At 62.3% G+C, this 23,194-nt stretch carries 25 protein-coding genes; 14 read left to right on the top strand and 11 right to left on the bottom strand.

The genetic code is table 11. From position 1 onward, the window contains the following. Positions 1 to 3: 3 nt before the first annotated feature. The 4 genes from C5F53_RS20140 to C5F53_RS13500 form a co-directional block, all read right to left on the bottom strand. Positions 4 to 762: a hypothetical protein gene (locus tag C5F53_RS20140; protein ID WP_161499934.1), complete on the bottom strand. Its 759-nt coding sequence runs from the start codon at positions 760 to 762 to the stop codon at positions 4 to 6. Positions 763 to 982: 220 nt separating this feature from the next. After that, the gene (locus C5F53_RS13510) at positions 983 to 1,924 is read right to left on the bottom strand and encodes a CysB family HTH-type transcriptional regulator (protein ID WP_105261881.1); all 942 of its coding nucleotides are present in this window, start codon (positions 1,922 to 1,924) and stop codon (positions 983 to 985) included. A gap of 146 nt (positions 1,925 to 2,070) precedes the next feature. After that, the gene (locus C5F53_RS13505) at positions 2,071 to 3,258 is read right to left on the bottom strand and encodes an MFS transporter (protein WP_105261880.1); all 1,188 of its coding nucleotides are present in this window, start codon (positions 3,256 to 3,258) and stop codon (positions 2,071 to 2,073) included. Then, entirely contained in the window at positions 3,258 to 4,184 is a 927-nt protein-coding gene (locus C5F53_RS13500) for a TauD/TfdA family dioxygenase (protein ID WP_105261879.1), read from the bottom strand. Before C5F53_RS13500 ends, C5F53_RS13505 begins: the two co-directional genes overlap by 1 nt. A 219-nt stretch (positions 4,185 to 4,403) precedes the next feature. On the opposite strand from C5F53_RS13500, the gene C5F53_RS13495 reads away from it, so the two are divergent. Genes C5F53_RS13495 through C5F53_RS13475 form a run of 5 tightly spaced genes read left to right on the top strand, consistent with a single transcriptional unit; the run spans position 4,404 to position 9,351 of the window. After that, on the top strand, positions 4,404 to 5,417 hold the full coding sequence (locus C5F53_RS13495; protein ID WP_105261878.1) for an ABC transporter substrate-binding protein: 1,014 nt from the start codon (positions 4,404 to 4,406) through the stop codon (positions 5,415 to 5,417). Then, on the top strand, positions 5,414 to 6,268 hold the full coding sequence (locus tag C5F53_RS13490) for an ABC transporter ATP-binding protein (RefSeq protein WP_105261877.1): 855 nt from the start codon (positions 5,414 to 5,416) through the stop codon (positions 6,266 to 6,268). The genes C5F53_RS13495 and C5F53_RS13490 overlap by 4 nt, the downstream gene beginning before the upstream one ends. Then, complete coding sequence (locus tag C5F53_RS13485) at positions 6,261 to 7,100, top strand: ABC transporter permease (protein ID WP_105261876.1); 840 nt, start codon at positions 6,261 to 6,263, stop codon at positions 7,098 to 7,100. Before C5F53_RS13490 ends, C5F53_RS13485 begins: the two co-directional genes overlap by 8 nt. A gap of 54 nt (positions 7,101 to 7,154) precedes the next feature. Then, entirely contained in the window at positions 7,155 to 8,507 is a 1,353-nt protein-coding gene (locus C5F53_RS13480; RefSeq protein WP_105261875.1) for an LLM class flavin-dependent oxidoreductase, read from the top strand. Positions 8,508 to 8,565: 58 nt separating this feature from the next. Continuing rightward, positions 8,566 to 9,351 carry a flagellar brake protein gene (locus tag C5F53_RS13475; protein WP_105261874.1) on the top strand — a complete coding sequence of 262 codons (786 nt, stop codon included), beginning with the start codon at positions 8,566 to 8,568 and terminating at the stop codon, positions 9,349 to 9,351. A gap of 5 nt (positions 9,352 to 9,356) precedes the next feature. On the opposite strand, the gene C5F53_RS13470 is transcribed toward C5F53_RS13475, so the two are convergent. The 4 genes from C5F53_RS13470 to C5F53_RS13455 all read right to left on the bottom strand — a co-directional run bounded on the left by C5F53_RS13470 (position 9,357) and on the right by C5F53_RS13455 (position 11,662). After that, on the bottom strand, positions 9,357 to 9,653 hold the full coding sequence (locus tag C5F53_RS13470; RefSeq protein ID WP_105261873.1) for a hypothetical protein: 297 nt from the start codon (positions 9,651 to 9,653) through the stop codon (positions 9,357 to 9,359). 72 nt (positions 9,654 to 9,725) lie between these two features. Further along, positions 9,726 to 9,941: a molybdopterin-binding protein gene (locus C5F53_RS13465; RefSeq protein WP_105261872.1), complete on the bottom strand. Its 216-nt coding sequence runs from the start codon at positions 9,939 to 9,941 to the stop codon at positions 9,726 to 9,728. A gap of 35 nt (positions 9,942 to 9,976) precedes the next feature. Further along, complete coding sequence (gene ssuE, locus C5F53_RS13460; protein ID WP_105261871.1) at positions 9,977 to 10,567, bottom strand: NADPH-dependent FMN reductase; 591 nt, start codon at positions 10,565 to 10,567, stop codon at positions 9,977 to 9,979. An 81-nt stretch (positions 10,568 to 10,648) separates the two neighbouring features. Next, positions 10,649 to 11,662 (bottom strand): sulfate ABC transporter substrate-binding protein, encoded by a 1,014-nt coding sequence (locus C5F53_RS13455; protein ID WP_105261870.1) that lies wholly within the window; start codon positions 11,660 to 11,662, stop codon positions 10,649 to 10,651. A 390-nt stretch (positions 11,663 to 12,052) separates the two neighbouring features. Between C5F53_RS13455 and C5F53_RS13450 the strand changes: the two genes are divergently transcribed. From C5F53_RS13450 to C5F53_RS13420, 7 genes are all read left to right on the top strand, one after another. Beyond that, positions 12,053 to 13,357, top strand: a complete 1,305-nt coding sequence (locus tag C5F53_RS13450) for a sugar ABC transporter substrate-binding protein (RefSeq protein ID WP_105261869.1) — start codon at positions 12,053 to 12,055, stop codon at positions 13,355 to 13,357. 82 nt (positions 13,358 to 13,439) lie between these two features. After that, complete coding sequence (locus C5F53_RS13445; protein WP_105261868.1) at positions 13,440 to 14,300, top strand: carbohydrate ABC transporter permease; 861 nt, start codon at positions 13,440 to 13,442, stop codon at positions 14,298 to 14,300. A gap of 10 nt (positions 14,301 to 14,310) precedes the next feature. Continuing rightward, positions 14,311 to 15,141 (top strand): carbohydrate ABC transporter permease, encoded by an 831-nt coding sequence (locus tag C5F53_RS13440; protein ID WP_105261867.1) that lies wholly within the window; start codon positions 14,311 to 14,313, stop codon positions 15,139 to 15,141. 28 nt (positions 15,142 to 15,169) lie between these two features. Beyond that, a complete protein-coding gene (locus C5F53_RS13435; RefSeq protein WP_105261866.1) occupies positions 15,170 to 16,213 on the top strand; it encodes an ABC transporter ATP-binding protein in 1,044 nt (347 codons plus the stop codon). A gap of 22 nt (positions 16,214 to 16,235) precedes the next feature. After that, a complete protein-coding gene (locus C5F53_RS13430; RefSeq protein ID WP_105261865.1) occupies positions 16,236 to 16,976 on the top strand; it encodes an SDR family oxidoreductase in 741 nt (246 codons plus the stop codon). Positions 16,977 to 17,022: 46 nt separating this feature from the next. After that, positions 17,023 to 18,423: a D-arabinitol 4-dehydrogenase gene (gene dalD / locus C5F53_RS13425; RefSeq protein ID WP_105261864.1), complete on the top strand. Its 1,401-nt coding sequence runs from the start codon at positions 17,023 to 17,025 to the stop codon at positions 18,421 to 18,423. A gap of 57 nt (positions 18,424 to 18,480) precedes the next feature. Further along, on the top strand, positions 18,481 to 19,452 hold the full coding sequence (locus C5F53_RS13420; RefSeq protein WP_201740849.1) for an AraC family transcriptional regulator: 972 nt from the start codon (positions 18,481 to 18,483) through the stop codon (positions 19,450 to 19,452). On the opposite strand, the gene C5F53_RS13415 is transcribed toward C5F53_RS13420, so the two are convergent. Beyond that, positions 19,449 to 20,240: a helix-turn-helix domain-containing protein gene (locus C5F53_RS13415; RefSeq protein ID WP_105261862.1), complete on the bottom strand. Its 792-nt coding sequence runs from the start codon at positions 20,238 to 20,240 to the stop codon at positions 19,449 to 19,451. The genes C5F53_RS13420 and C5F53_RS13415 overlap by 4 nt on opposite strands. Before the next feature lie 92 nt (positions 20,241 to 20,332). Here C5F53_RS13415 and C5F53_RS13410 point away from each other — a divergent pair, with 92 nt between their 5' ends. After that, on the top strand, positions 20,333 to 21,280 hold the full coding sequence (locus C5F53_RS13410; RefSeq protein ID WP_105261861.1) for a DMT family transporter: 948 nt from the start codon (positions 20,333 to 20,335) through the stop codon (positions 21,278 to 21,280). Positions 21,281 to 21,331: 51 nt separating this feature from the next. On the opposite strand, the gene C5F53_RS13405 is transcribed toward C5F53_RS13410, so the two are convergent. Both C5F53_RS13405 and C5F53_RS13400 read right to left on the bottom strand, forming a co-directional pair. Continuing rightward, the gene (locus tag C5F53_RS13405) at positions 21,332 to 22,078 is read right to left on the bottom strand and encodes a TerC family protein (RefSeq protein WP_105261860.1); all 747 of its coding nucleotides are present in this window, start codon (positions 22,076 to 22,078) and stop codon (positions 21,332 to 21,334) included. 23 nt (positions 22,079 to 22,101) lie between these two features. Continuing rightward, positions 22,102 to 22,374 (bottom strand): zf-TFIIB domain-containing protein, encoded by a 273-nt coding sequence (locus C5F53_RS13400; RefSeq protein ID WP_105261859.1) that lies wholly within the window; start codon positions 22,372 to 22,374, stop codon positions 22,102 to 22,104. A 224-nt stretch (positions 22,375 to 22,598) separates the two neighbouring features. Between C5F53_RS13400 and C5F53_RS13395 the strand changes: the two genes are divergently transcribed. Next, complete coding sequence (locus tag C5F53_RS13395; protein ID WP_105261858.1) at positions 22,599 to 23,162, top strand: fasciclin domain-containing protein; 564 nt, start codon at positions 22,599 to 22,601, stop codon at positions 23,160 to 23,162. Positions 23,163 to 23,194 lie beyond the last annotated feature (32 nt).

The following is a 23,194-nucleotide window of genomic DNA, read 5'->3' as shown; positions in this document are numbered from 1 at the left end:
TGCTTAGTTGCACTGCGTAATGGTGACGCCCGCCTGCTCACCACCAGAACGGCTTGGTACATACCACCCCGTCAGACCCAGTGGGGTTTTTATTAAGAGGGTTGGAAGTGATTGACCGCGACTGGGGTTCAATGCGACGGAATCTGGGGCTATGCCAAGCACCGTAACTCGGGCCCCCTCCTGCACAGTTGCGACAACAGCGCCAGAAATTTCAGTCCTGGAGAAGAGTTTGATATCACCAAAGATGTCCGCGTCAGCATTCAAATATGCAATCGCCTGTTGTGTCTCCACAAGCCGTTTGCCAGTCAGTACAAACTTTCTTGTGACAGAACCAAAGCACACTGAAGTCGGCACATGATGAAGGTACACATTGCTCTGTCCGGTAAACAAAAGTTCTGCAGACTCCGGAACCAGACCAAGATCAAATTTTCCGATTAGTGCACCAGTTTTCAGATCAGTGATTTCAAAAGAACTGGGGCCATGAACAGAGTTGTCGATTCGATCGAGGTATGCACTTACCTTCGGGGTAATTGCAACAATGCCAATGCGGCTTCGCGTTTCAAAATCTGAAACATTCGCTCGAACAACCGATACACCCTTGTACTGTGTGAAGAGCTCACGCTCGTACACAAAAACTTGGGGTGCAACGTATGGATATTCGGAAAAGGGGGATCGTCGCTTTGCTTCGCCGCCCTGCGCAAATGACTGCACTGGTCCGGCGAGGACCAAAAGAAGACAGCAAAGTCGAAGCATCATGTTCATTGTGAAACCAAGATCGAGGGAGTCAACGCAACTTTGAAGCGCTGCAATCGAATTAGACAGCACCGTCGACTGGCAGTATCTCTCGAGGAAAGCGTCAGCAGATGCCACACAACAGACCCGCGTCCAGTGTTGTGCCATATCTAATTTCAGTTGACGCTAATCTCGGCATTCGCTCCGCAAGAAAACTACATAACCTTGGCCAGCAGATCCCGGCGAATATTTACGCCTCCAGCGCCACCGCACTACTCAACGCCTTCGCCACCACCTCCTTGCTAAGCGTAGGCACAAAGGTCTCAATAAACCGATAGGCATACCCCCGCAGCCACGCCCCGCGGCGCAGGCCTAGGCGGGTCACGTTCACCTGGAACAAGTGGCCCGCATCGAGGATGCGCAGGTGAGCGTCGCGTTCTTCGTCCACGGCCACCGATGCGACGATGCCTACGCCCATGCCCAGCTCCACATAGGTCTTGATCACGTCGGCGTCCATCGCGGTCAGTACCACCTCGGGCCGTAGGCCGGCGGTGGCAAAGGCGTTATCGATGTGTGCGCGGCCGGTGTAGCCCAGCTCGTAAGTGATGATGGGATAGCGCGCCAGTTGCTCAAGCGTTACCGGCCCGTCTTGCGCCAGCAGCGGGTGGCCGGGGGGCACCACGATGCTGTGCGTCCAGCGGTAGCAGGGCAGGGTGACCAGTTGCGGGTAGTCGGCCAGCGCCTCGGTGGCCACGCCAATGTCGGCCTCGCCCGAGAGCAGCATGGCCGCCACCTGCTTGGGCGAGCCCTGGTGCAGGTGCAGCGTGACCTTGGGAAACTGGTCGCGGAAGTCTTTCACCACATGGGGCAGCGCATAACGCGCTTGCGAGTGCGTGGCGGCCACCGACAGCTGGCCTTCCAGCTGCGCGCTGTAGTCTTGCCCGGCGCGCTTGAGGTTGTCCGCGTCCAGCAGCAGGCGTTCGACGATGGGCAGCAGGTCTTTGCCCGGCGGTGTAAGTCCCGTGAGCCGCTTGCCAGAGCGGCCAAAAATCTCCACGCCCAGCTCTTCCTCCAGCTCGCGGATCTGCCGGCTCACGCCGGGCTGCGAGGTGTGCAGCATGCTGGCCACCTCGGTCAGGTTGTAGCCGCAGCGCACGGCTTCGCGGACGGATCGGAGTTGCTGAAAGTTCATGTAGTTGCTATCAAAACAGAAGCTGCTTGCGCATATTCCGCGGGGGCTACAGGCCAATTTGGCTTGTAAATGAGGGCCAGATGGCCGGTGAGGCTCTGACTCTACGGGGAGTCCCTCAAAACTCAAAAGAACAAGAAATTGATTCCTTACGCCGAAATCATCTGAGCCCGTGCCGGCTGCCGGTAGGCAACCCAGGCCACGGCGGCAAACACCGGCACCAACAGCAAGAACACGGTCTGCAGCCCCACCACCACGCCCAGCGTGCCGCCCAGCAATCCCCCTACCAAGCCACCGCTGGGCCCAGCCAGCGCGCTCAGGCCCGACACCCGGCCGCGGCCCAGCCGCGCGCCCACCTGGGCAAACTGCGTAAGGGTGTGGATCTGCAGCAGCCCCAGGCCCACGCCCAGCAGCGCGCCACCCACCCACAGCCACGCGATGTGCTGCGCCAGTGCCAACAGCAGCAGCGCCAGCACGGCCAGCGCCCCCCCGCTGAGCACCGTGGCACGTGGGCCAAACCGGCCGACCACCGGGCCCAGCACCATCAGCGCGGCAATAAAGCTGGCGCCTTGCACCGCCACCAGGCTGCCCGCGCCCAGGGCCGGTAGCCCCAGCTGCTGCACCGCGATGACCACGATGTAGAACGCGTAGTACATATGCGCAGCCTGCACCGCACACTCTTGCGCGGCCAGTGCCCGCACCTCGGGCAGCTGCCACAGCGCGCGCACCGCCTGCAACATGGGCACGCGTGCGGCGCCGCCCGTGGCCACCTGCGGGTGGTGGTTCATCACCGGGGCGGCCAGCAGGGCGGTGGCAAAAAACATGGCGCCAATGAGCCAGTAGCTGCCCGCGTGCCCCAGCACCGGAATGGCCGCCGCCGCCAGCACCGGCCCCAGCAAAAACATGCCCGACATATGGGCCCCACGCTGCCAGCCCGCACGGCCGTGGCCCAGGCGCTCCAGCGCCACCATGAACACGGTGTTGAGCGAGACAAACCGCAGCGGCATCAAAAAACTGATGAGCGCCGTGAGCAGCAACAGATAGAAGGCGTGTGGCACGGCCGGAATCAGCACATACAGCACCCCCATGGCCCAGCTGCCGGCCACAAACAACCGCGCCGGGCCAAAACGTTCCACCCAAAAGCCTACGGGCAGGCTGGTGAACACAATGCCCACCGACTGGGCGCCGGCCATGGCGGCCAGCAGCCAACCCTGGGCACCCAGCTCCAGCGCATACAGCGTGGTGGTGAACTTGGCCAGGCCCACGCTGATGCCCATAAACAGGGACAACAGCGCAAAGCGCAGCAGGAAGGCGTTGCGTTCCAGAAAACCGCGCATCAGGCGGTCTGCGCCGTCTGCGTGCTGCCGCCCACCGCAAAGCTGCGTCGGCCATCCACCGACACGGGCACCTCGCCGCGCACGGTTACCCGGCGCACCACGCGGTGTTGGTGGCCGTAGTCGTTGATGGCGTAGTGCTGCGTGGCGCGGTTGTCCCAGATGGCCACATCCCCCGTGGTCCACTGCCAGCGCACTGTGTTTTCCAGGCGCGTGATGTGGTGCTGGAAGACCTCGAACAGGCGGTCCGAGTCGTGCGTGTTGTAGCCCACCAGGCGTTTGATGAAGTGGCCCGCAATGAGCGTGCGTTCACCGGTTTCGGGGTGCACACGCACCAATGGGTGCTGTGCTTCGATCAGGCGCGCGCGGAACACCTCCCGGTAGTGTTTGGCACCCGCGTCATCGGGTTCCACGCGGGTGGCTGCGTAGTCGTAGTCATTACTGTGCACGGCCCACAGGCGGTCGGCCAGGGCCTTGAGTTCGTCGGGCAGCTCGTCGTAGGCGGTGGCGGTGTTGGCCCACACCGTGTCGCCGCCGGACTCGGGAATGGTCACCCCGCGCAGCACCGACACCTTGGGGTAGTCCGCATCAAAGGTCACGTCGGTGTGCCAGGAGTTGGCGCGCCCGCCGTGGTTGGAGTCCAGCTCCAGGATCTGCGTGCCGTTGCGCGAGGGCACGGTGGGGTGGGCCACCACATCGCCCCACAGGCTGGCAAAGGCCTGCTGCTCGGCATCGTCCAGGTGCTGCTGGCCGTGGAAAAAAATGACTTTGTGTTTGAGCAGCGCCTGGTGGATGGCGGCAAAGGTGGCGGGGGCCAACTGGCCCGAGAGGCGCACGCCGTGGATGACTGCGCCGATGCGGCCAGCCAGGGGGCGCACCTCGATGGCAGCAGCGGTGGTGATGTGGGGATGTTGCAAGACAGCAGACATGAAAACTCCTTGGTGAGACAGCGTTGAAATGGAGAACAAGAAAGAGAAAAGCGAGAAGGCGCTGCCATCGTAGGAAGCCTGTGCGCCCTTGCGAAGCGCCCAATTCGCATGTCGATATGCGCTGCGCAAGCCCGCATAAGCAAGCGTGTTTTTCTTCGTTGTTGTTGGCATGTGCCGTCTTTACGCTGCACTCCCATCACCAACCGATAAGGACTTTGCATGCGACCACTTTTCAAACTTTTAACTGCCACAGCCGTGGCACTCGGCTTTAGCGCCACCGCGTGGGCCCAAGATGCTCTGGAGGTCTCGGAGATCCGTTACCAGGGCAGCGTGGGCACCGTGGTGTGGATCGAACTGGCCGACCATCTGGGCTACCTGGCCCCCCTCAAGCCCAAGTGGGTGGGCAACACCATCAGTGGCCCGCAAGACGTGCAGGCGGTGGTGACCAACGACATTGACATTGGTGGCGCCTTTAACGGCGCGCTGGTCAAGCTGATTGCCAAGCGGGCGCCGGTGAAAGCGGTGATTGGTTACTACGGCGTGGACGACAACACCTGGAGCGGCTACTACGTCAAGAACGACAGCCCCATCAAAACCGCCCGCGACCTGCTGGGCAAGAAGGTGGCCATGAACACCCTGGGCGCGCACCACGACTTCATCGTGCGCGAGTACCTGGAGCGCAACAAGGTGACGGACGAAGAGGCCAAACAGGTCACCTTCGTCATCACCCCACCGGTGACAGGTGAGCAGGCCCTGCGCCAAAACCAGGTAGAGGTGACCACGCTGGGCGGCATCTTGCGCGACAAGGCGCTGGAGCGTGGCGGCATCCGCCCGCTGTTCACCGACCGCGACCTGTTTGGCAACTTCACCGCAGGCTCTTATGTGCTGCGCACCAAGTTCATCGAACAAAACCCCAAGGCGTCCAAACACTTGGTGAGTGCGATTGCCCGCGCCATCGAGTGGGCGCGTGTCACACCGGCGCTCCAAGTACGCAGCACGTTCGAAGGAATCATCAAGGCGCGTGGCCGTGCCGAGAGCGCCGATGCCATCCAGTACTGGAAGAGCACGGGGGTGCCGTCCACAGGTGGGCTGGTGCTGGACAAAGACCTGCAGGTCTGGATCGACTGGCTGGTGAAGGAACAGATCGTGAAGGCCGGCCAGATCAAACCGACCGACCTGTACACCAACGCCTTCAATCCCTACGCCAATGGCGCCAAGGTAGCTGCCAAATGAGTACCGCCAAGATCCGTTTTGAGCAGGTGCACAAGGAGTTCACGGTGCGCGCCGAAGAGGGCGGGGCCGCCCAACGTTTTGTGGCGCTGGACAACGTCAGCCTTGATGTGCGTGCAGGCGAGTTCCTGGTGCTGGTGGGCCCCAGCGGTTGCGGCAAATCCACGCTGCTGGACCTGTTGGCCGGGCTAACGCTGCCCACCAGTGGCCGAGTGCTGATTGATGGCAAACCCATCACCGGCCCGGCCCGGGACCGGGGCGTGGTGTTCCAGCAGTACGCGCTGTTTCCTTGGCTCACGGCCCTGGACAACGTGGCCTTTGGCCTGGAGATTGCAGGCCTGGGCCGCAGCGAGCGCCGTGCCAAGGCCGCCGCCTACCTGGACCTGGTGGGCCTGAGCGCCTTTGCCCGCCACTACCCGCACGAAATGTCGGGTGGTATGAAGCAGCGCGTGGCCATCGCCCGCAGCCTGGCCTACGAGCCCGAGGTGCTGCTGATGGACGAGCCTTTTGCCGCGCTGGATGCCCAAACCCGCGAGACCCTGCAAGAGGAGCTGGTGGATATCTGGCACCGCACTGGCAAGACCATTGTGTTCATCACCCATGGCATTGACGAGGCGGTGGTGCTGGGCCAGCGCGTGGCAGTGATGACATCGCGCCCCGGGCGTATCAAAGAGATTGTGGACATTCCCGACACCCTGCGCGCCGACACGCCCGATGTGCGTTCGCTGCCCCTGTTTGGCGAGCTGCGTCACCAAATCTGGTCCCTGCTGCACGACGAGGTGGCCGCTGCGCGTCAGCAGCGCCGTGCCCGTATCGCAACCCTACCCGCCCGCAAGGAGAGTTTCCATGTCTGATGTTTCGTTGACCGCGGGCAGCGCCCCGCTGGTATTGGCCCCACCCGCGCCATGGCTGCGTGTGCTGCGCCAGGTGCTGAACCTGGGTTGGCGTTCTGCGCTGATCATTGCGCTGGCCGCATGGTGGGAGCTGGCCCCGCGGCTGGAGTTGACCGACACGGCCTTCTTTCCGCCGCTGAGCGAGGTGCTGGCCGCGGGCTGGGCGTTGGCTTTGAATGGCCAGCTCTGGCAGCACACCTCGGCCAGCGTGGGGCGCGCTGCGGGTGGTTTTGCCATTGCCGTGGTGTACGCCGTGCCGCTGGGCCTGGCGATTGGCTGGTACCGGAGTCTGGGCCATTTCCTGAACCCGCTCATCGAGCTGTTGCGCAACACGGCTGCCTTGGCCCTGCTGCCCGTCTTCATTTTGTTGCTGGGCATTGGCGAGGTATCCAAGGTGGCCATGGTGGTCTACGCCTGCTCCTGGCCGCTGTTGCTCAACACTATTGCCGCCGTCAAACAGGTGGACCCGCTGCTCATCAAGTCGGCCCGCACCATGGGGGCGAGTGCGCGGCAACTGTTCCTCAAGGTCATTTTGCCGGCCTCGGTACCGACCATTTTTGTGGGTATCCGCCTGGCCAGTGCGACGTCGATTTTGGTGCTGGTGGCGGCCGAGATGGTGGGCGCCAAGTCGGGCTTGGGTTACCTCATCATCTACGCGCAATACAGCTTTTTGATTGCCGACATGTACTTCGGAATCATCGCCATCACGCTGATTGGTGTGGTCTTTAACGCGCTGCTGCAAGTGACCGAGCGCCGCCTGACCGCCTGGAAGCCCGGCGCGGGCAACACCTGACCGTGGCCCCACCGGCCGCTTCTTTTCACATCTTCATACCTACAAGGAACTGTCATGTCACAACGCCAACTGCGCCTGGGCGCATTCATCATGGCCACGGGCCACCACATCGCCGCCTGGCGCCACCCCGGGTCACAAATCGACTCCGGCACCAACATTGACCACTACATCGAAGTCGCCAAAACCGCCGAGCGCGGTCTGTTCGACCAGGTGTTTGTAGCCGACAGCCCGGGCCTCTGGTTTGAGGGCGATGACGAGGCCTTCAGCCGCCAGGGCCGGGTCTCGCACTTTGAGCCGGTGACGCTATGGGCCGCGCTGGCCGCGGTGACCAAACACATTGGTTTTGTGGCCACCGCCTCCACCACCTACGAAGACCCGTATTTGCTGGCACGCAAGTTTGCCTCGCTGGACCACATCAGCAAGGGCCGTGCAGCCTGGAACGTGGTGACCACCAGCGCCGAAAACGTGCACGGCAACTTTGGCCTGGACAAACACCCCGACCCCGAAACCCGCTACGAACGCTCCCACGAGTTTGTCGATGTGGTGAAGGGTCTGTGGGACAGTTTTGAAGACGACGCCTTCAGCCGCGACCCGGCCAGCGGCGTGTACTTTGACCCTGCCAAGCTGCACACGCTGAACCACGTGGGCAAACACCTGAAGGTCAAAGGCCCGCTCAACATCGAACGTTCGCCCCAGGGTTACCCCGTCATCGTGCAGGCCGGCTCGTCCGAGCCCGGCAAAGAACTGGCTGCCGCCACCGCCGAAGCCATCTTTACCGCGTGGACCAGCTTGGCCGAGGCGAAAGCGTTCTACAGCGACGTGAAAGGCCGCCTGGCCAAGTACGGCCGCCGGCCCGAACAATTGCTGGTGCTGCCCGGCATCTCGCCCGTGGTGGGCCGCACGCAGGAAGAGGCCGATGCCAAGTGGGCAGCATTGCAAAAGCTGATTCACCCCAGCGTAGGCCTGAGCACCATTGCGCCGTTCTGGCCGGGTGAAGACCTATCGAAATGGGACCTGGACGCACCGCCACCCTATATTCCTCAGCCCCCCATTGGACGCAACAGCCGCGCCCATGTGGTGCTGGAACTGGCCCGCCGCGACAAGCTCACCGTGCGCCAGCTCTACGAATATTTGGCCGGTGCGCGTGGCCACTGGGTGGTGGTGGGCACGCCCGAGAAGATTGCCGACGAGATCCAAAGCTGGTTTGAGAACGGCGCGGCCGATGGCTTCAACGTCATGCCGCCCGTGTTGCCCGAATCGCTGGACGATTTTGTGGACCTCGTCATCCCCGAGCTGCAGCGCCGCGGCCTGTTCCGCACCGAATACGAAGGCAGCACGCTGCGCGAGAACCTGGGGCTGGAGCGGCCGGTGAACCAGTTCACCGTGCGCAAACAAAAGGCGGCGTAAACGCGGAGGCTATTCCTCGCGTACAGTGGTTGTGTAGACCCACTTCACACCACACACGATGAATAGCTTGCAAGTTGAGCCGCGCGATTGGGGGGCAGACGCACCGTCTGAGAGTCGCGATGAGGGCCAGACCACGGCAGAAGCCGCGGGCAGCACGCCACAGGAAACCTTCCCTTTTGACGCCATGAACCTGAAGGTGGGCGACCGCCTGCAGGTGCAGCCCCCCGCCACGGTTTCTACCGAGCGCAGCCCGGTCAAGCTGATTGGGTACCTGCAAGACCAGAGTTTGCTGATCACGGCGCCCACCACGGGCGGCAGTGTGCCCATGCAGGTGATGCCTGGCGACCAGCTCATCATGCGGGTCTTCTCGGGCCAGAACGCGTTTGGTTTTGCCTGCGATGTGCAGCGGGTGTGCCGGGTGCCCTACAGCTACCTGCACATTTCCTTCCCCAAAAAAATCCAGGGCACCGTGATCCGCAAGGCCGCCCGTGTCAAAACCAAAATCATCGTGAAGGTTCGCGCCGAACAGGGCGACACGACCGAACACACCGCCGTGATTTCCAATTTAAGTGCCAATGGCGCCTTGCTGGACGGGCGGCGCACCATGGCCGAGACCGGTGACACCCTGCGGCTCAGCTTCAAGCTCAAGCTCCACAACATAGAGGCCGAACTGTCTGTGGCGGCTATGGTGCGCACGGTGTTTGACGATGAGACGCTCAAACAAAGCGGCACCTCGTTGGCCCACTTTGGCCTGCAGTTTGTAGCGCTGGACCCCAACGACCAGATGCTGCTGCAGAGCATGGTCTACCAACACATGATCGAACGGCCCCAGTCGGTGGTGTAGACGGATTAGCTGCGTTGCAGCGACCACCAAATGGCCAGTGCGATGAGCGCCACCAGCGCGAAGCTGGCCAACATCCAGCGCTGAATGTGTCGCTCTTTGGCGCAGCCGCCGCAGATACGCACCGTATTGCCGCGGCTCATGATGCGAAGTGGAACGGACTTGGCGTCCGCTCCCAGGTGGGCACCACATTGGTGGCACAGGCCTCGGCTGCGCCACCCCTCGCTGCGGCGTTCGCGCCATACCGATAACACCATGAGCACCAGCGCGGTGAAGGCGATGACGAGAAAGCCGATCTTGGACATGGGGGGCGATGCTGGGCGGGCGCGGTGGTTGACAACCGGCCTAGCTTAGCGGCTCGCGCAGCCCCCCTCAGATCACAGCTTGGCGATGGACACTTCGGTGGATTTGACCAGGGCCACGACGTCGGAGCCGATCTGCAGTTGCAGGTCGTCGACCGAGCGGGTGGTGATGACCGAGGTGACGATGCCCCAGGGGGTTTCGACGTCGATCTCGGAGACGACGTCGCCACGGATGATTTCGCGGACTTTGCCTTTGAACTGGTTGCGTACGTTGATGGCTTGGATGGACATGGGGATTCCTGAAAAAAGTAAATAAGAGGTTGGGCCTAGGAGCTGTACTGCACCTGCGAAAACGCCACTGGCGCAAACCGGGCGGCGATGGCCAGGCCGGGCTGCAGGGTTTCGGTCACCAGGGTGTTCACGGCGTCGTCCAGCCGGCGCCCGATGTCGGTGCCCACCTGGTAAATGCCGCTTTCCGACACTGCAACCTGCGCATCGGTGGCGTAGATGCCGGGCAGGATGTGTTTGGCCCCCAGCGACTGCAGCACTGGGCGCAGCGAGTAGTCCAGCGCCAGCATGTGGTGCGGGCTGCCGCCGGTGGCCAGGGGCAACACCACCTTGTTTTTAAAACCGTCCTGCGGCAGCAGGTCCAAAAACACCTTGAGCACGCCGCTGTAAGCCGCCTTGTAGACCGGCGTGGCGACGATGACCACGTCCGCCCGCGCCACCTGGCCCGCAGCCTGGCTAATGGAAGGGTGGCCAAAATCGGCCAGCAGCAGCGCCTGGGGGGAAAGGTCCCGCACGCGCAGCCGGTCCACCTGCACACCACGCGCCTCCAGCCGTTGGCCCGTAGCCTCCAGCAGGGCGGCGGTGCGCGAGCGCTCCGAGGGGCTGCCTGCAATCAAAAGAACCGACATGAAAAACGCTCCCTGAGGTGATTTTGCTATGAAATTAGGAGCTGCTTGCGCAGGATCCATATGGGCTAGAGGCCAATTTGCTTACTTTTTGGTGTAGATCTGGTCAAAGCTGCCACCGTCGGCAAAGTGCTCTTTGTCTGCCTTGTCCCAGCCACCAAAGGCCTGGTCGATGGTGAACAGGTTGATCTTGGGGAACTGCTTGGCGTACTTGGCCTGGGCCTTGGCCGAGACGGCGGGGCGGTAGAAGTTTTTGCCCGCAATGTCCTGGCCTTCTTCGGTGTACAGGTACTCCAGGTAGGCGGTGGCCACGGCACGGGTGCCCTTTTTGTCCACGTTTTTGTCCACCACGGCCACCGCGGGTTCGGCCAGGATGCTCAGGCTGGGGGCGACGACGTCAAACTTGGCGCCAAATTCCTTTTCCAGCAAATAGGCCTCGTTTTCCCAGGCGATCAGCACGTCGCCCTGGTTGCGCTGGGCAAAGGTGATGGTGGAGCCGCGCGCGCCGGTGTCCAGAATCGGCACGTTGGCAAACAGCTTGGTCACAAATTCCTTGGCCTTGGCGTCAGAGCCGAACTTGCGTTTGGCAAATTCCCAGGCCGCCAGGTAGTTCCAGCGTGCGCCACCGCTGGTTTTGGGGTTGGGCGTAATCACCTTCACATCAGGGCGGATCAGGTCGTCCCAGTCCTTGATGCCCTTGGGGTTGCCTTCACGCACGGCCAGCACGATGGTGGAGGTGTAAGGCGAGGCGTTGTGCGGCAGGCGCTTTTGCCAGTCCTTGTTGATCCAGCCGCCGTTTTTGGCCACGGCGTCGGTGTCGCCGGCCAGGGCCAGCGTGGCCACATCGGCCTCCAGGCCGTCGATGATGGAGCGTGCCTGTTTGCCCGAGCCACCATGGCTTTGTTTGATGCTCACGTCCTGGCCGGTCTTGGCTTTCCAGTGTTTGGCAAAGGCGGCGTTGAATTCCACGTACAGCTCCCGCGTCGGGTCGTAGGACACATTGAGCAGCTCGACCGACTTTTGGGCAAAGCTGCTGGCGGCAGCGGCCAGCAGGCCGGTGGCAAGGGCCAGGTTCAAAACAAGACGGCGGTGGGCCATAACAACACTCCAAAAAAGCAACGCAACAGTGCGATGGGGTGGATTCTGGAAGTGCGTCGTTAAAACAGGAACTACTGTTTTTTCAGTTCTTAATTACCTAAACATCTGTAGATGGGGTGTCCAAGCCCCTTTTGACCAAGGGCTGCGCCGGCTTGCTGCAGCCCGTGGGCTGGGGTAAAACCCTCAGGCCGAACTTCGCCAAAATTTCCCAATATCAATACGTTCTGGCGTGTATGTGGGAAAACCCTAGCTAGTTGGCGCATGGAAATACATGCAATCGTGCCAAAAGTATCAACCCCCCAGGGGGGTGACTTCTACTATTCAGCCCTGTCGATGCATCGCTAGGCATTGGCTGATGACCCCGGACTTTCAACAACAGGAGACAGATTCATGAAACTCAAAGCATCTCTCGCTTTGGCCTTTGGTTTGGTGGCTGGCGCCGCCTTCGCGCAGACAGAACTCGTCGTGGCCACCGTGAACAACGGCCACATGATCGAAATGCAGAAGCTCAGCAAGAACTTCGAAACCGCCAACCCCGACATCAAACTGAAGTGGGTGACCCTGGAAGAAGGCGTGCTGCGCCAGCGCGTGACCACCGACATCGCCACCAAGGGCGGCCAGTTCGATGTGATGACCATCGGCATGTACGAAACCCCGATCTGGGGCAAAAAGGGTTGGCTGCAAGAGCTGAAGACCGACGCCAAGTACGATGCAGACGACATCCTGCCCGCCATGCGCAACGGCCTGTCGGTCGACGGCAAGATGTTTGCCGTGCCTTTCTACGGCGAATCCTCCATGCTGATGTACCGCAAGGACTTGGCAGACAAGGCTGGCATCAAAGTGGCTGACAAGCCCACCTGGACCGACATCAAGGCCCTAGCCGCCAAGATCCACGATCCCAAAAACGGCGTGTACGGCATCTGCCTGCGCGGCAAGCCAGGCTGGGGCGACAACATGGCCTTCCTGACCACGCTGGTGAACACCAACGGCGGCCAGTGGTTTGACACCAGCTGGAAGCCCCAACTGGAAAGCAAGCCCTGGAAGGATTCCATCAACTTCTACGTGGACCTGCTGAAGAACTACGGCCCTCCCGGCTCTTCTGCCAACAGCTTCAACGAAATTTTGGCTCTGTACAACGAAGGCAAGTGCGGCATGTGGATCGACGCGACCATCGCAGCGTCTTTCATCACCGACCCCAAGCAGTCCAAGGTGGCTGACAAGGTGGCATTTGCACAAGCACCAACGGCCGTGACACCCAAGGGTGCCAACTGGTTGTGGGCCTGGGCGTTGGCCATTCCTTCGGGCACCAAGAAAGTGGACGCAGCCACCAAGTTTGTGACCTGGGCAACCTCCAAGGAATACATCGAGCTGGTGGCCAAGACCAATGGCTGGGCCCACGTGCCCACCGGTACCCGCAAGAGCACCTACGCCAACCCCGAGTTCATGAAGGCTGCCAAGTTTGCCGCTGCTGAAAAAGCCGCGATTGACTCTGCCAACCCCAATGACAGCACCTTGCCCAAGAGCCCGTACGTCGGTGTGCAGTTTGCTGCCATCCCCGAGTTCCAGGCGATTGGCGCGACCGTGGGTCAGCAAATGAGCGCAGCCCTGGCTGGCAAGACCTCGGTGGACGCGGCCCTGAAGGCTTCTCAAGTCGCGGCAGACCGCGAAATGAAGAAGGCTGGCTACTACAAGTAAGCATCTCTCTCCGGTAGCTTGACTTTAGGCGCGCGGGGCAACCCGCGCGCCCTTTTCCGCAAATTTGCCCGCGAGGCTCCCCATGAACCGCTTCATACCCCGTGCCCTCATGGCACCGGCCGTCATCTCACTTTTCCTGTGGATGATCGTGCCTCTGGTGATGACCATTTATTTCTCGGTCATTCGCTTCAACCTGATGCAGCCGGAACAGACGGGCTTTATCGGTCTGGAGAATTTCGAATACTTCATGACCGACCCGTCCTTTGGCACGGCCGTCATGAACACCTTGCTGCTGCTGGGCAGCGTGATCCTCATCACCGTGGTGCTGGGCACGCTGATTGCGCTGCTGATCGACGAGCCCTTTCCGGGCCGCGGTCTGGTGCGCATCCTGCTCATCTCGCCCTTCTTTGTGATGCCCACGGTGAATGCGCTGCTGTGGAAACACATGATGATGAACCCCATCTACGGCGTGCTGGCGCAGGTGTGGATCTTCTTTGGCGGTACGCCGGTGGACTGGCTCACCGACTTCCCGCTGTTCAGCGTCATCATCATCGTGTCCTGGCAGTGGCTGCCATTTGCCACGCTGATTTTCATCACCTCGCTGCAAAGCATGAACCGCGAGCAGCTCGAAGCCTCGCGCATGGACGGCGCCAACTACCTGCAGCAGCTGCGTTACCTGTACCTGCCGCACCTGGCACGTTCGGTGGCCATCGTGGTGATGATTGAAATGATCTTTTTGCTCAGCGTGTTTGCCGAGATCTACACCACCACCGGTGGCGGCCCGGGCGACGCGAGCACCAACGTGGCCTTCCTGATCTTCAAGCAGGCGCTGCTGAACTTTGACGCCGGTGTGGCCTCGGCCGGTGCCCTGTTTGCGGTGGTGCTGGCCAATATTGCCGCGGTCTTTTTGATCCGCATGGTTGGCAAAAACCTGGACAAGTGAGCACATCCCCATGACACAACGCAAAACTTTTTCCTGGCTGTTCTGGCTGCGCACGCTCACCGCGTGGGTGGTCACCTTCATGCTGTTCTTCCCCCTGGGCTGGCTGGTACTCACGGCTTTCAAAACCGAGTTGCAAGCCATCTCGGTGCCGCCGCTGGTGTTCTTCACGCCCACGCTGGAGAACTTCGAGATCGTGCAAGAGCGCAGTGATTACATGCTCTACGCCACCAACTCGCTGATCACCAGCGTGGCCTCCACCATTCTGGGTTTGATGCTGGCTTTCCCAGCTGCGTACGCCATGGCCTTCTTCAAGGGCAAGTACACCAAGGACATCCTGATGTGGATGTTGTCCACCAAGATGATGCCCGCCGTGGGTGCACTGGTGCCGGTGTATGTGATGGCGCAGACCAGTGGCCTGCTGGATACGCGTACTGGCCTGGTGATTGTGTTCACGCTGTCCAACCTGCCCATCATGGTGTGGATGTTGTACTCCTACCTCAAGGAGATTCCGGCCGAGATTCTGGAAGCCTCGCGCATGGACGGCGCCACGCTGTGGAACGAGTTCCGCTACGTGCTGCTGCCGCTCACCATGGGTGGCCTGGCCTCCACTGGTTTGCTCACCCTGGTGCTGAGCTGGAACGAGGCCTTCTGGTCGCTCAACCTGAGCGCGGCCAAGGCCGGCACGCTGGCCACGCTGATCGCCTCCTACTCCAGCCCCGAAGGCCTCTTCTGGGCCAAGCTGTCCGCCGCCTCCTTCATGGCCATTGCACCCATCGTGGTGTTCGGCTGGTTCAGCCAAAAACAACTGGTGCAAGGCCTGACCTTCGGCGCCGTCAAGTAACAACACAACATAAGCGGAGACCTTCTTCATGTCTTACCTCCAACTCAGCGGCGTTGAAAAACTGTTCGGCGAACACCGTGTCATCAAGGGCATTGACCTGGCTATCCAGCAGGGCGAATTTGTGGTGTTTGTGGGCCCTTCGGGCTGCGGCAAGTCCACACTGTTGCGCCTCATCGCCGGCCTGGAAGCCATCGACAACGGCAGCCTGCAGCTCGACGGCCGCGATATCACCCACCTGCCGTCCAGCAAGCGCGACTTGGCCATGGTGTTCCAGAGTTACGCCCTGTACCCGCACATGAGCGTGTTCGAAAACATGAGCTTCGCGCTCAAACTCGCCAACGTGGATCCGGCCATCATCAAGGACAAGGTCGATCGCGCCGCCAAGATCCTGAATCTGACCGACTACCTGCAGCGCACACCCAAAGAGCTGTCGGGTGGCCAGCGCCAGCGTGTGGCTATTGGCCGCGCCATCGTGCGTGCCCCCAAGGTGTTTTTGTTTGACGAGCCTTTGTCCAACCTGGACGCCGCGCTGCGTGGCCAGACCCGTATCGAGATTGCCAAGCTGCACCGCGACCTGGGCGCCACCACCATCTACGTCACGCACGACCAGGTAGAAGCCATGACCCTGGCTGACCGTGTGGTGGTGCTGCGCGATGGCAATATCGAGCAGGTCGGCACGCCGCTGGAGCTGTACGACCGCCCGGCCAACCAGTTTGTGGCGCAGTTCATTGGCACACCGCAGATGAACGTGGTCGAAGCCGCCAAGCTGCCCCAGCTCACCACCGTGGCCGGTGTGGCCGTGCCCGCACTGGGCTCCATTGGCCTGCGGCCCGAGAGCATTGCGCTGGTCGCACCCGGCCAGGGCCAGGCACAAGCCAAGGTGGAGCTGATCGAGGCGCTGGGCGCCGAGACCCTGATCTACGTGAGCACCGACCTGGGCGCCCAACTCGTGGCCCGCCTCAACACCCGCACCGACCTGCAGGTGGGCTCGGCCGTGGGCGTGCAGATTGACGGTGACTCCGCCCACCTGTTTGACGCCAACGGCCGTGTGGTCGCGGCCGGCAAACACTGACCCGAACGTATTGCCCCACACCATGACTCAGAACACCCCATTTCCCTTGCAAGGCCAAGTGGCCGCGGTCACCGGTGCCGCCTCTGGCATCGGCCTGGCCAGCGCTCGCGCCATGGTGGAAGCCGGCGCCCGTGTGGTGCTGGTCGACCGGGACCAGGCGGCGCTGGACAAAGCCTGCGCAGCCCTGGGCCCCCAGGCCTTGCCGCTGGTGCTGGACCTGCTCGATGCCAAACAATGCGCCACGCTGCTCGCACGGGTGCTGGAACTGGCAGGCCGGCTCGATGTGTTCCACGCCAACGCCGGCCTTTATGTGGGCGGCGACTTGGTGGACGCCGACCCCGACGCCATCGACCGCATGCTCAACCTGAATGTGAATGTGGTGATGAAAAACGTGCACAACGTGTTGCCCCACATGATCGAACGCGGCGTGGGCGACATCATCGTCACCAGCTCGCTGGCCGCGCACTTTCCCACGCCCTGGGAGCCGGTCTATGCGTCTTCCAAATGGGCCATCAACTGTTTTGTGCAGACCGTGCGCCGCCAAGTGTTCAAACACGGCATCCGCGTGGGCTCCATTTCGCCGGGGCCTGTCATCACCTCGCTGCTGGCCGACTGGCCCGCCGAAAAGCTGGAAGAAGCCAAGGCCAAGGGCAGTTTGCTGGAGGCGTCTGAGGTGGCCGATGTGGTGTTGTTCATGCTCACCCGCCCCCGTGGCATGACCATCCGCGACGTCGTGATGATGCCCACCCAGTTTGATCTCTGAGCGACCTTTGCGCGAGCTCTGACCTTTTCCTTTTTCACGCCTGACCATGCACACGATTCTTCACCTCGGACTGGGTTCGTTCCACCGCGCACACCAAGCGCTTTACATCCACGAACTGCGCCAGCAGGGCGACACCACCTGGTCCATCGCCGGTGGCAACCTGCGCCCGGACATGGCCGAAACCATGGCCGCTTTGCAGGCCCAGGGCGGTGCCTACACGCTGGAAACCGTCACCCCCCAGGGCGAGCGCAGTTACACCCGCATCGAGTCCATCCAGAAGGTCATTCCCTACCAGGACGATCTGGCACCGCTGATCGCGGTGGGCGCAGAACCGGCCACCCGCATCATCTCTTTCACGGTGACCGAAGCCGGCTATTACCTGGACGCCAAGAACCAGCTCGACTGGACCACCTTTGCCGACCTGCGCGCCGACCTGGCGGCGGTGAAGGCGGGCCAAGCCGGCCACACCATTTACGGTGGTCTGGTCAGCATCCTGCGCGCACGTATGCAAACCGGTGCGGGCGCGGTGACACTGATGAACTGCGACAACCTGCGCCACAACGGAGAGCGCTCGCGTAGCGGCCTGCTGCAGTTCATTGATGCGCTCGGTGATGTGGCACTTAAAGTTTGGGTGGAAGCCAACACCAGCAGCCCCAACGCCATGGTGGACCGCATCACGCCGCGCCCCACGCCCGATGTGGCCGAGCGTGTGAAAGCGGCCACCGGCTGGGACGACCGCGCCGCGCTGATGGGCGAGAGTTTTATCCAGTGGGTGATCGAAGACCACTTCATTGCCGGCCGCCCCGCATGGGAAACCGTAGGCGTGGAAATGGTGGCTTCGGTGGACGCGTATGAAGAGGCCAAGATCCGTCTGCTCAACGCCACCCACAGCTGCATCGCCTGGGCCGGCACGCTGGTGGGCTACCAGTACATCCACGAAGGCACCCACGACGCCGCCATCCGCCGCATGGCGTATGACTATGTAACGGACGACACCATCCCGGTGCTGGACACCCCCGAGAACCCCAGCCCGCTGGACCTGCGCCAGTACCGCGACGTGGTGTTGGACCGCTTTGGCAACCCCGCCATCCAGGACACCAACCAGCGCGTGGCCATGGACGGGTATTCCAAGATTCCGGGTTTTATTGCGCCCACCATCCGCGAGCGCCTGGCGCGCGGCGAGTCCATCCAGAGCGTGGCCATGTTGCCGGCCCTGTTTTTGGCCTACCTGCAGCGCTGGCATGCGGGGCAAATTGCCTACACCTACCAGGACCAGGCCATGGATCCGGCCGCGGCACACGCCATCTGCGAGTCTGCCGACCCGGTGGCCGCGTTTGCCGCCGACCCCGTGTTGTGGGGGCCGCTGGCGTCACGCCCACCGCTGGTCGATGCGCTGCGGGTGGCCCATGCACGCGTATTGCGTTTTGTGGAAAACCACCTGGGCTGAGCAGGGCGGCGAATACTGGTAATGTGATGTGTTGAAGTTACTCTGATGGAGGTTGCCATGGTCGCTACCCACCAATCGCTTGCGCAGCTGGGCAGCCCAGTCAGCCGCCGCCGTGCCCCCGAGCTGGAGGCGGACTACAACCGCAACCCGTCGCTGGGTTACGAGCCCACCGACGAGGTGGGCTTTATCCGTTGCCTGGGCCATGGTTACCCTACGCCGCTGGCGCGCTGGCACTGCCATGACGAGTACGAGCTGCACCTCATCACCGCCACCTCGGGCAAGGTGTTTGTGGGCGACTGGATTGGACCCTTTGAGCCCGGTCAGTTGATTCTGTGTGGCCCGCGCCTGCCGCACAACTGGATCTCGTTGGATGTGCCCGAAGAGGGCGTGGACAAGCGCGACCTGGTGATCCAGTTCCGCCACGAACCGCTGGAGCAGGCCTGCCAGAGCATTCCCGAGTTTGCCGAGGTGTTGCCGCTGTTGGAGCGGGCGCGCCACGGCATCGAGTTTTTTGGCCTGTCGGCCCAGGCCGAGGCACACTGGCATGCGGTCAAGACCTCGCGCGGCCTCAAACGCCTGGCGGCCTTTTGCGAATTCATGACCGACCTGTCCCGCTGCACCGACTACCGCCTGCTCTCCAACGTGCAAATGCGTGGTGTGGAAAACGATGCCGAGCTCGACCAGATCAACACCATCGTCAACCGCATCACCGAGAACCCCTCGCACTCGCAGACCGCGGCCGAGGTGGCGGCTGAGCTGGCCATGAGCGAGAGCCGGTTTTCGCGTTTCTTCCGCCGTGCCACGGGCAACACCTACACCGACTTTGTGAACCGCGTGCGCATCAACCGCGCCTGCCAGCTGCTCATGAGCTCGGACCGGTATGTGACCAACATTTGTTACGACGTGGGCTTCAACAACGTGGCCAACTTCAACCGCCGCTTTCTGGAGCTCAAGGGCATGACGCCCTCGGAGTTCCGCAAGCAGGCTGAAAGTCGCTTTGGCGGCGCGCCGACGCAGGTCGCAGCCTAGGCCAACGCCGCTCGGCGGTACTCATCGGGCGTGCTGCCCATGAGCCGCTTGAACATGGTGATGAAGGCCGAAGCACTGCCATAGCCCAGGTCCAGCGCAATCGTCTCCACCGTCTGCCCCGCCTCCAGCAGCGGCATGGCGCGCACCACCCGCAGGCGCTGCCGCCACTCCGCCAATGACATGCCCAGGTCGCGCTGGCAGCGCCGTGTGAGCGTGCGCTCGGTGGTGTGGGCGGCGTGGGCCAGCGCTGGCAAGGAGCGGTTATCGCCGGGGTTGGCCTCCAGCAGGCGCAACACGGCGCTGAGCAGCGGGTCTTCGGAGCTGGGCAGGTAGCTGCCAGCGCGCGGCGCTACCACCAGCTGGTCCAGCAGCACCTGCAGCAGGCGCAGGTGCTGGGGCGTCGCGTCTTGCCCGGGCGGCTGTTGGCGCAGGTGCTCCAGCAGCGCACGCACCAGCGGGCTCACGGTCACCGCGCAGGGCGTGGCGGGCATGGCACTACACAGCTGCGGGCCTACATACAAGGAGCAGTGGTAAGCCTCGTAGCGGTTCAGCCCCACGTGTTGGAGCTTGGGCGGCAGCCACACGCCGTACTGCGGTGGCGCCAGGTAGTGGTGGTCTGCCACCTTCACTTCCATCACGCCGCTAAAGGAATACACAAACTCGCCCCAGGCGTGCTGGTGCAACGGGTAAATGCCCTCGGCCGGCGCCACTGCGCTGCGGAACATGATGGGCGCGGGCAGGTTGGGGCTGGAGAGCGGGACCTCCAGTTTGGGTTTGAGGATGGGCATGGCGGTGGCGCGGGTGACGTTTGGCGGCTTCGGCGTATGGCTTGTCTGGTTTTCACTATATCAATGAAAGCCGTCACTTCAATAATGCAGCCATGGACACCCGAAAACCCCTCGATTCCCCAGCCATCGGCTGCATGTTGGTGCTGTGTGTGCTGTGGGCCTTGCAGCAGGTTGCTCTCAAGGCCACGGCCGCCGACATTGCGCCCATCTTCCTGATTGCCCTGCGCTCTGGCGCCGCCGCGGTGCTGGTGGGCTTGGTGATGCTGGTGCGTGGCGAGAGCTGGGGCCTGCGCGATGGCAGTTGGCGCCCGGGGTTGGTGGTGGGCGGCTTGTTTGGATTGGAGTTTTTGCTGGTGGGCGAGGGGCTGCGCCACACCAGTGCCTCACACATGGTGGTGTTTTTGTACACCGCACCCATCTTCGCGGCGCTGGGCCTGCACTGGCGCTTGCCGGCCGAGCGGCTGGGTGCGGTGCAGTGGCTGGGCATTGCGCTCGCGTTTGGCGGTATTTCCATCGCTTTTTTTGGCCGCAGCCAGCCGTCTGCCGCGGTGCCCGGCAATATGTTGTGGGGCGACTTTTTGGGCCTGCTGGCCGGCATGGCCTGGGGCGCTACCACCATGGTGGTGCGCTGCTCGCGCCTGTCCAGCGCGCCGGCCACCCAAACCCTGCTCTACCAACTGGTGTGTGCCTTTGTGTTGCTCTTGGTGGCAGCGCTGCTCACGGGTCAGGCCCACTTCACCCCCACGCCCTGGCTCTGGGCCAACCTGGCGTTTCACACGCTGGTGGTGTCGTTTGCCAGTTTTCTGGTCTGGTTCTGGCTGCTGCGCCACTACCTGGCCTCGCGCCTGGGTGTGTTCTCGTTCATGACGCCGCTGTTTGGCATCGTGCTCGGCGCCTGGCTGCTGGACGAACCCATTGAGGCCAGCTTTGTGCTGGGCGCGGTGCCCGTGCTGCTGGGCATTGTGCTGGTCAGCGGGGGCAGCTGGGTGACGCAGCTGCTGGCGCCGCTGCACAAAAAAACAGCCCCTGATTCGCTATGAAATCAGGAGCTGTTGGCGCAGTATCCACGGCTTCAAAGGCCGATTTGACGCTTATTTGTTGAGCGCCTGGCGTTTGCTGCGGGCGCGGATGTTGAGGGCTTCCACCCCCAGCGAGAAGGCCATGGCGGCGTAGATGTAACCCTTGGGGATTTCCTGGTCAAAGGCTTCGGCAGTCAGCGCCATGCCCACCATCACCAGGAAGGCCAGGGCCAGCACCTTGACCGAGGGGTGTTTGTCCACAAACTCGCCAATCGGCTTGGCGGCCACCAGCATCACACCCACCGATGTCACCACGGCAGCCACCATCACGCTGATCTGGTCCACCATGCCCACGGCCGTGATGACCGAGTCCAGCGAGAACACGATGTCGATGATGGCGATCTGGCCGATGATGGCCCAGAACAGCTTGGTGCCCGCGGCCTTGACGGCAGCCGAGTCGGTGGCGGCAGGGGCGTGTTGTTCACGCGCTTCCACTTCCACAAAAATCTCGTGCGAGGCCTTGTAGAGCAGGAAGATGCCACCCAGCAGCAGCACCAGGTCGCGGCCACTGAAGCCGTGGTTGGCGACCGTGAACAGGTCGTTGGTCAGGCCCATGACCCAGCTCAGCGAGAACAGCAGCAACAGGCGCGAGACCATGGCAAAACCCAGGCCCAGGCGGCGCGCCTTGTCGCGCAGCTCGGGGGGCAGCCGGCCCACCAGGATGGAAATGAAGATGATGTTGTCAATGCCCAGCACGATTTCCAGGGCGGTCAACATCCCAAAGGCAATCCACACATTGGGGTCGGTCAAAAATTCCATGGTCAGGTTCTCAGTTCAAAAGGTCAGTCAAAAATCTCGCTGAGCCACGACTTGTGCTTGCGCTTGCCGTAACCACTTTGGTTCTGGTGGTAGTCGGAGTCGGCAAAGTCGGGGCGGCGCGGGGGCGGCTGGTAAGCGGGTTGTACCACCGCTGGCACGCTGGCGCCACGTTCAATTAGCTTGTCGAGTTCACCACGGTCCAGCCACACACCGCGGCAGGTGGGGCAGTAGTCAATTTCCACACCTTGGCGCTCGGTCATCACCAGAGTCACGTCGGTGCATTGGGGGCATTTCATGGCGCGGTCCTTTTCTTCCGTTGGGCGGGCGATGGTAGGGCCTGGGCCGGTTTTTGACGAATCCCGGGGCCGCTTTACCCCAGCTTTTGCGGGGCCTTGGCTGCCCGGCGTCCATTTTTTTCACCCCACCCGTGGCGCGGTTGAATCCAATACCTGCAGGGCCGCGTATTCAGTACAGCCGCGACATTTCGGCTTGTTACTTACCAACCCACAGGAGTATTTCCATGGCATCTGTTATCACCACCCGCAAGCTCGCCTCTTTCAGCCTGGCGCTCGCCATGTCCGCCGTGTCCGTGGCCGCTATGGCCGACGTCATGGTGGGCGGAGCGCCCATGCTGGCGTCCAAGGACATCATCGACAACGCCGTCAACTCCAAAGACCACACCACGCTGGTGGCTGCGGTGAAAGCGGCAGGCCTGGTGGATACGCTGAAGAGCCCCGGCCCCTTCACCGTGTTCGCCCCGGTGAATGCGGCCTTTGCTGCGCTGCCCGCCGGCACCGTGGACACCCTGCTGAAGCCTGAGAACAAAGGCATGCTCACCACCGTCCTGACCTACCACGTGGTGGCCGGCAAGTGGGACGCTGCAGCACTGAGCAAGATGATCATGGACGGCAAGGGTATGGCCACCATCAAGACCGTGAGCGGTGGCACCCTGACCGCCAAGGCCAGCGGCGCCAAAGTGATGCTGACCGATGAAAAAGGCGGCACCGCCACGGTGACGATTGCCGATGTCTACCAATCCAACGGCGTGATCCACGTCATCGACAAGGTGCTGTTGCCCAAGTAATTGACCCCCACCCGCCCCACGCCCCCAGCGCC

Source organism: Rhodoferax sp. TS-BS-61-7 (assembly GCF_002943465.1).
GTDB lineage: Bacteria > Pseudomonadota > Gammaproteobacteria > Burkholderiales > Burkholderiaceae_C > Allorhodoferax.
Note: the sequence above shows the minus strand (reverse complement) of the source record. Positions and strands in the feature narration are given on the sequence as shown.

Coding starts and splice junctions, on each gene's coding strand:
- C5F53_RS13415 (WP_105261862.1), bottom strand. CDS start 20,240: ATGCCCATCCTCAAACCCAAACTGGAGGTCCCGCTCTCCAGCCCCAAC.
- C5F53_RS13420 (WP_201740849.1), top strand. CDS start 18,481: ATGGTCGCTACCCACCAATCGCTTGCGCAGCTGGGCAGCCCAGTCAGC.
- C5F53_RS13435 (WP_105261866.1), top strand. CDS start 15,170: ATGTCTTACCTCCAACTCAGCGGCGTTGAAAAACTGTTCGGCGAACAC.
- dalD (WP_105261864.1), top strand. CDS start 17,023: ATGCACACGATTCTTCACCTCGGACTGGGTTCGTTCCACCGCGCACAC.
- C5F53_RS13450 (WP_105261869.1), top strand. CDS start 12,053: ATGAAACTCAAAGCATCTCTCGCTTTGGCCTTTGGTTTGGTGGCTGGC.
- C5F53_RS13465 (WP_105261872.1), bottom strand. CDS start 9,941: ATGTCCATCCAAGCCATCAACGTACGCAACCAGTTCAAAGGCAAAGTC.
- C5F53_RS13480 (WP_105261875.1), top strand. CDS start 7,155: ATGTCACAACGCCAACTGCGCCTGGGCGCATTCATCATGGCCACGGGC.
- C5F53_RS13495 (WP_105261878.1), top strand. CDS start 4,404: ATGCGACCACTTTTCAAACTTTTAACTGCCACAGCCGTGGCACTCGGC.
- C5F53_RS13440 (WP_105261867.1), top strand. CDS start 14,311: ATGACACAACGCAAAACTTTTTCCTGGCTGTTCTGGCTGCGCACGCTC.
- C5F53_RS13405 (WP_105261860.1), bottom strand. CDS start 22,078: ATGGAATTTTTGACCGACCCCAATGTGTGGATTGCCTTTGGGATGTTG.
- C5F53_RS13430 (WP_105261865.1), top strand. CDS start 16,236: ATGACTCAGAACACCCCATTTCCCTTGCAAGGCCAAGTGGCCGCGGTC.
- C5F53_RS13445 (WP_105261868.1), top strand. CDS start 13,440: ATGAACCGCTTCATACCCCGTGCCCTCATGGCACCGGCCGTCATCTCA.
- C5F53_RS13410 (WP_105261861.1), top strand. CDS start 20,333: ATGGACACCCGAAAACCCCTCGATTCCCCAGCCATCGGCTGCATGTTG.
- C5F53_RS13400 (WP_105261859.1), bottom strand. CDS start 22,374: ATGAAATGCCCCCAATGCACCGACGTGACTCTGGTGATGACCGAGCGC.
- C5F53_RS13505 (WP_105261880.1), bottom strand. CDS start 3,258: ATGCGCGGTTTTCTGGAACGCAACGCCTTCCTGCTGCGCTTTGCGCTG.
- C5F53_RS13490 (WP_105261877.1), top strand. CDS start 5,414: ATGAGTACCGCCAAGATCCGTTTTGAGCAGGTGCACAAGGAGTTCACG.
- C5F53_RS13500 (WP_105261879.1), bottom strand. CDS start 4,184: ATGTCTGCTGTCTTGCAACATCCCCACATCACCACCGCTGCTGCCATC.
- C5F53_RS20140 (WP_161499934.1), bottom strand. CDS start 762: ATGAACATGATGCTTCGACTTTGCTGTCTTCTTTTGGTCCTCGCCGGA.
- C5F53_RS13470 (WP_105261873.1), bottom strand. CDS start 9,653: ATGTCCAAGATCGGCTTTCTCGTCATCGCCTTCACCGCGCTGGTGCTC.
- C5F53_RS13475 (WP_105261874.1), top strand. CDS start 8,566: ATGAATAGCTTGCAAGTTGAGCCGCGCGATTGGGGGGCAGACGCACCG.
- ssuE (WP_105261871.1), bottom strand. CDS start 10,567: ATGTCGGTTCTTTTGATTGCAGGCAGCCCCTCGGAGCGCTCGCGCACC.
- C5F53_RS13485 (WP_105261876.1), top strand. CDS start 6,261: ATGTCTGATGTTTCGTTGACCGCGGGCAGCGCCCCGCTGGTATTGGCC.
- C5F53_RS13455 (WP_105261870.1), bottom strand. CDS start 11,662: ATGGCCCACCGCCGTCTTGTTTTGAACCTGGCCCTTGCCACCGGCCTG.
- C5F53_RS13395 (WP_105261858.1), top strand. CDS start 22,599: ATGGCATCTGTTATCACCACCCGCAAGCTCGCCTCTTTCAGCCTGGCG.
- C5F53_RS13510 (WP_105261881.1), bottom strand. CDS start 1,924: ATGAACTTTCAGCAACTCCGATCCGTCCGCGAAGCCGTGCGCTGCGGC.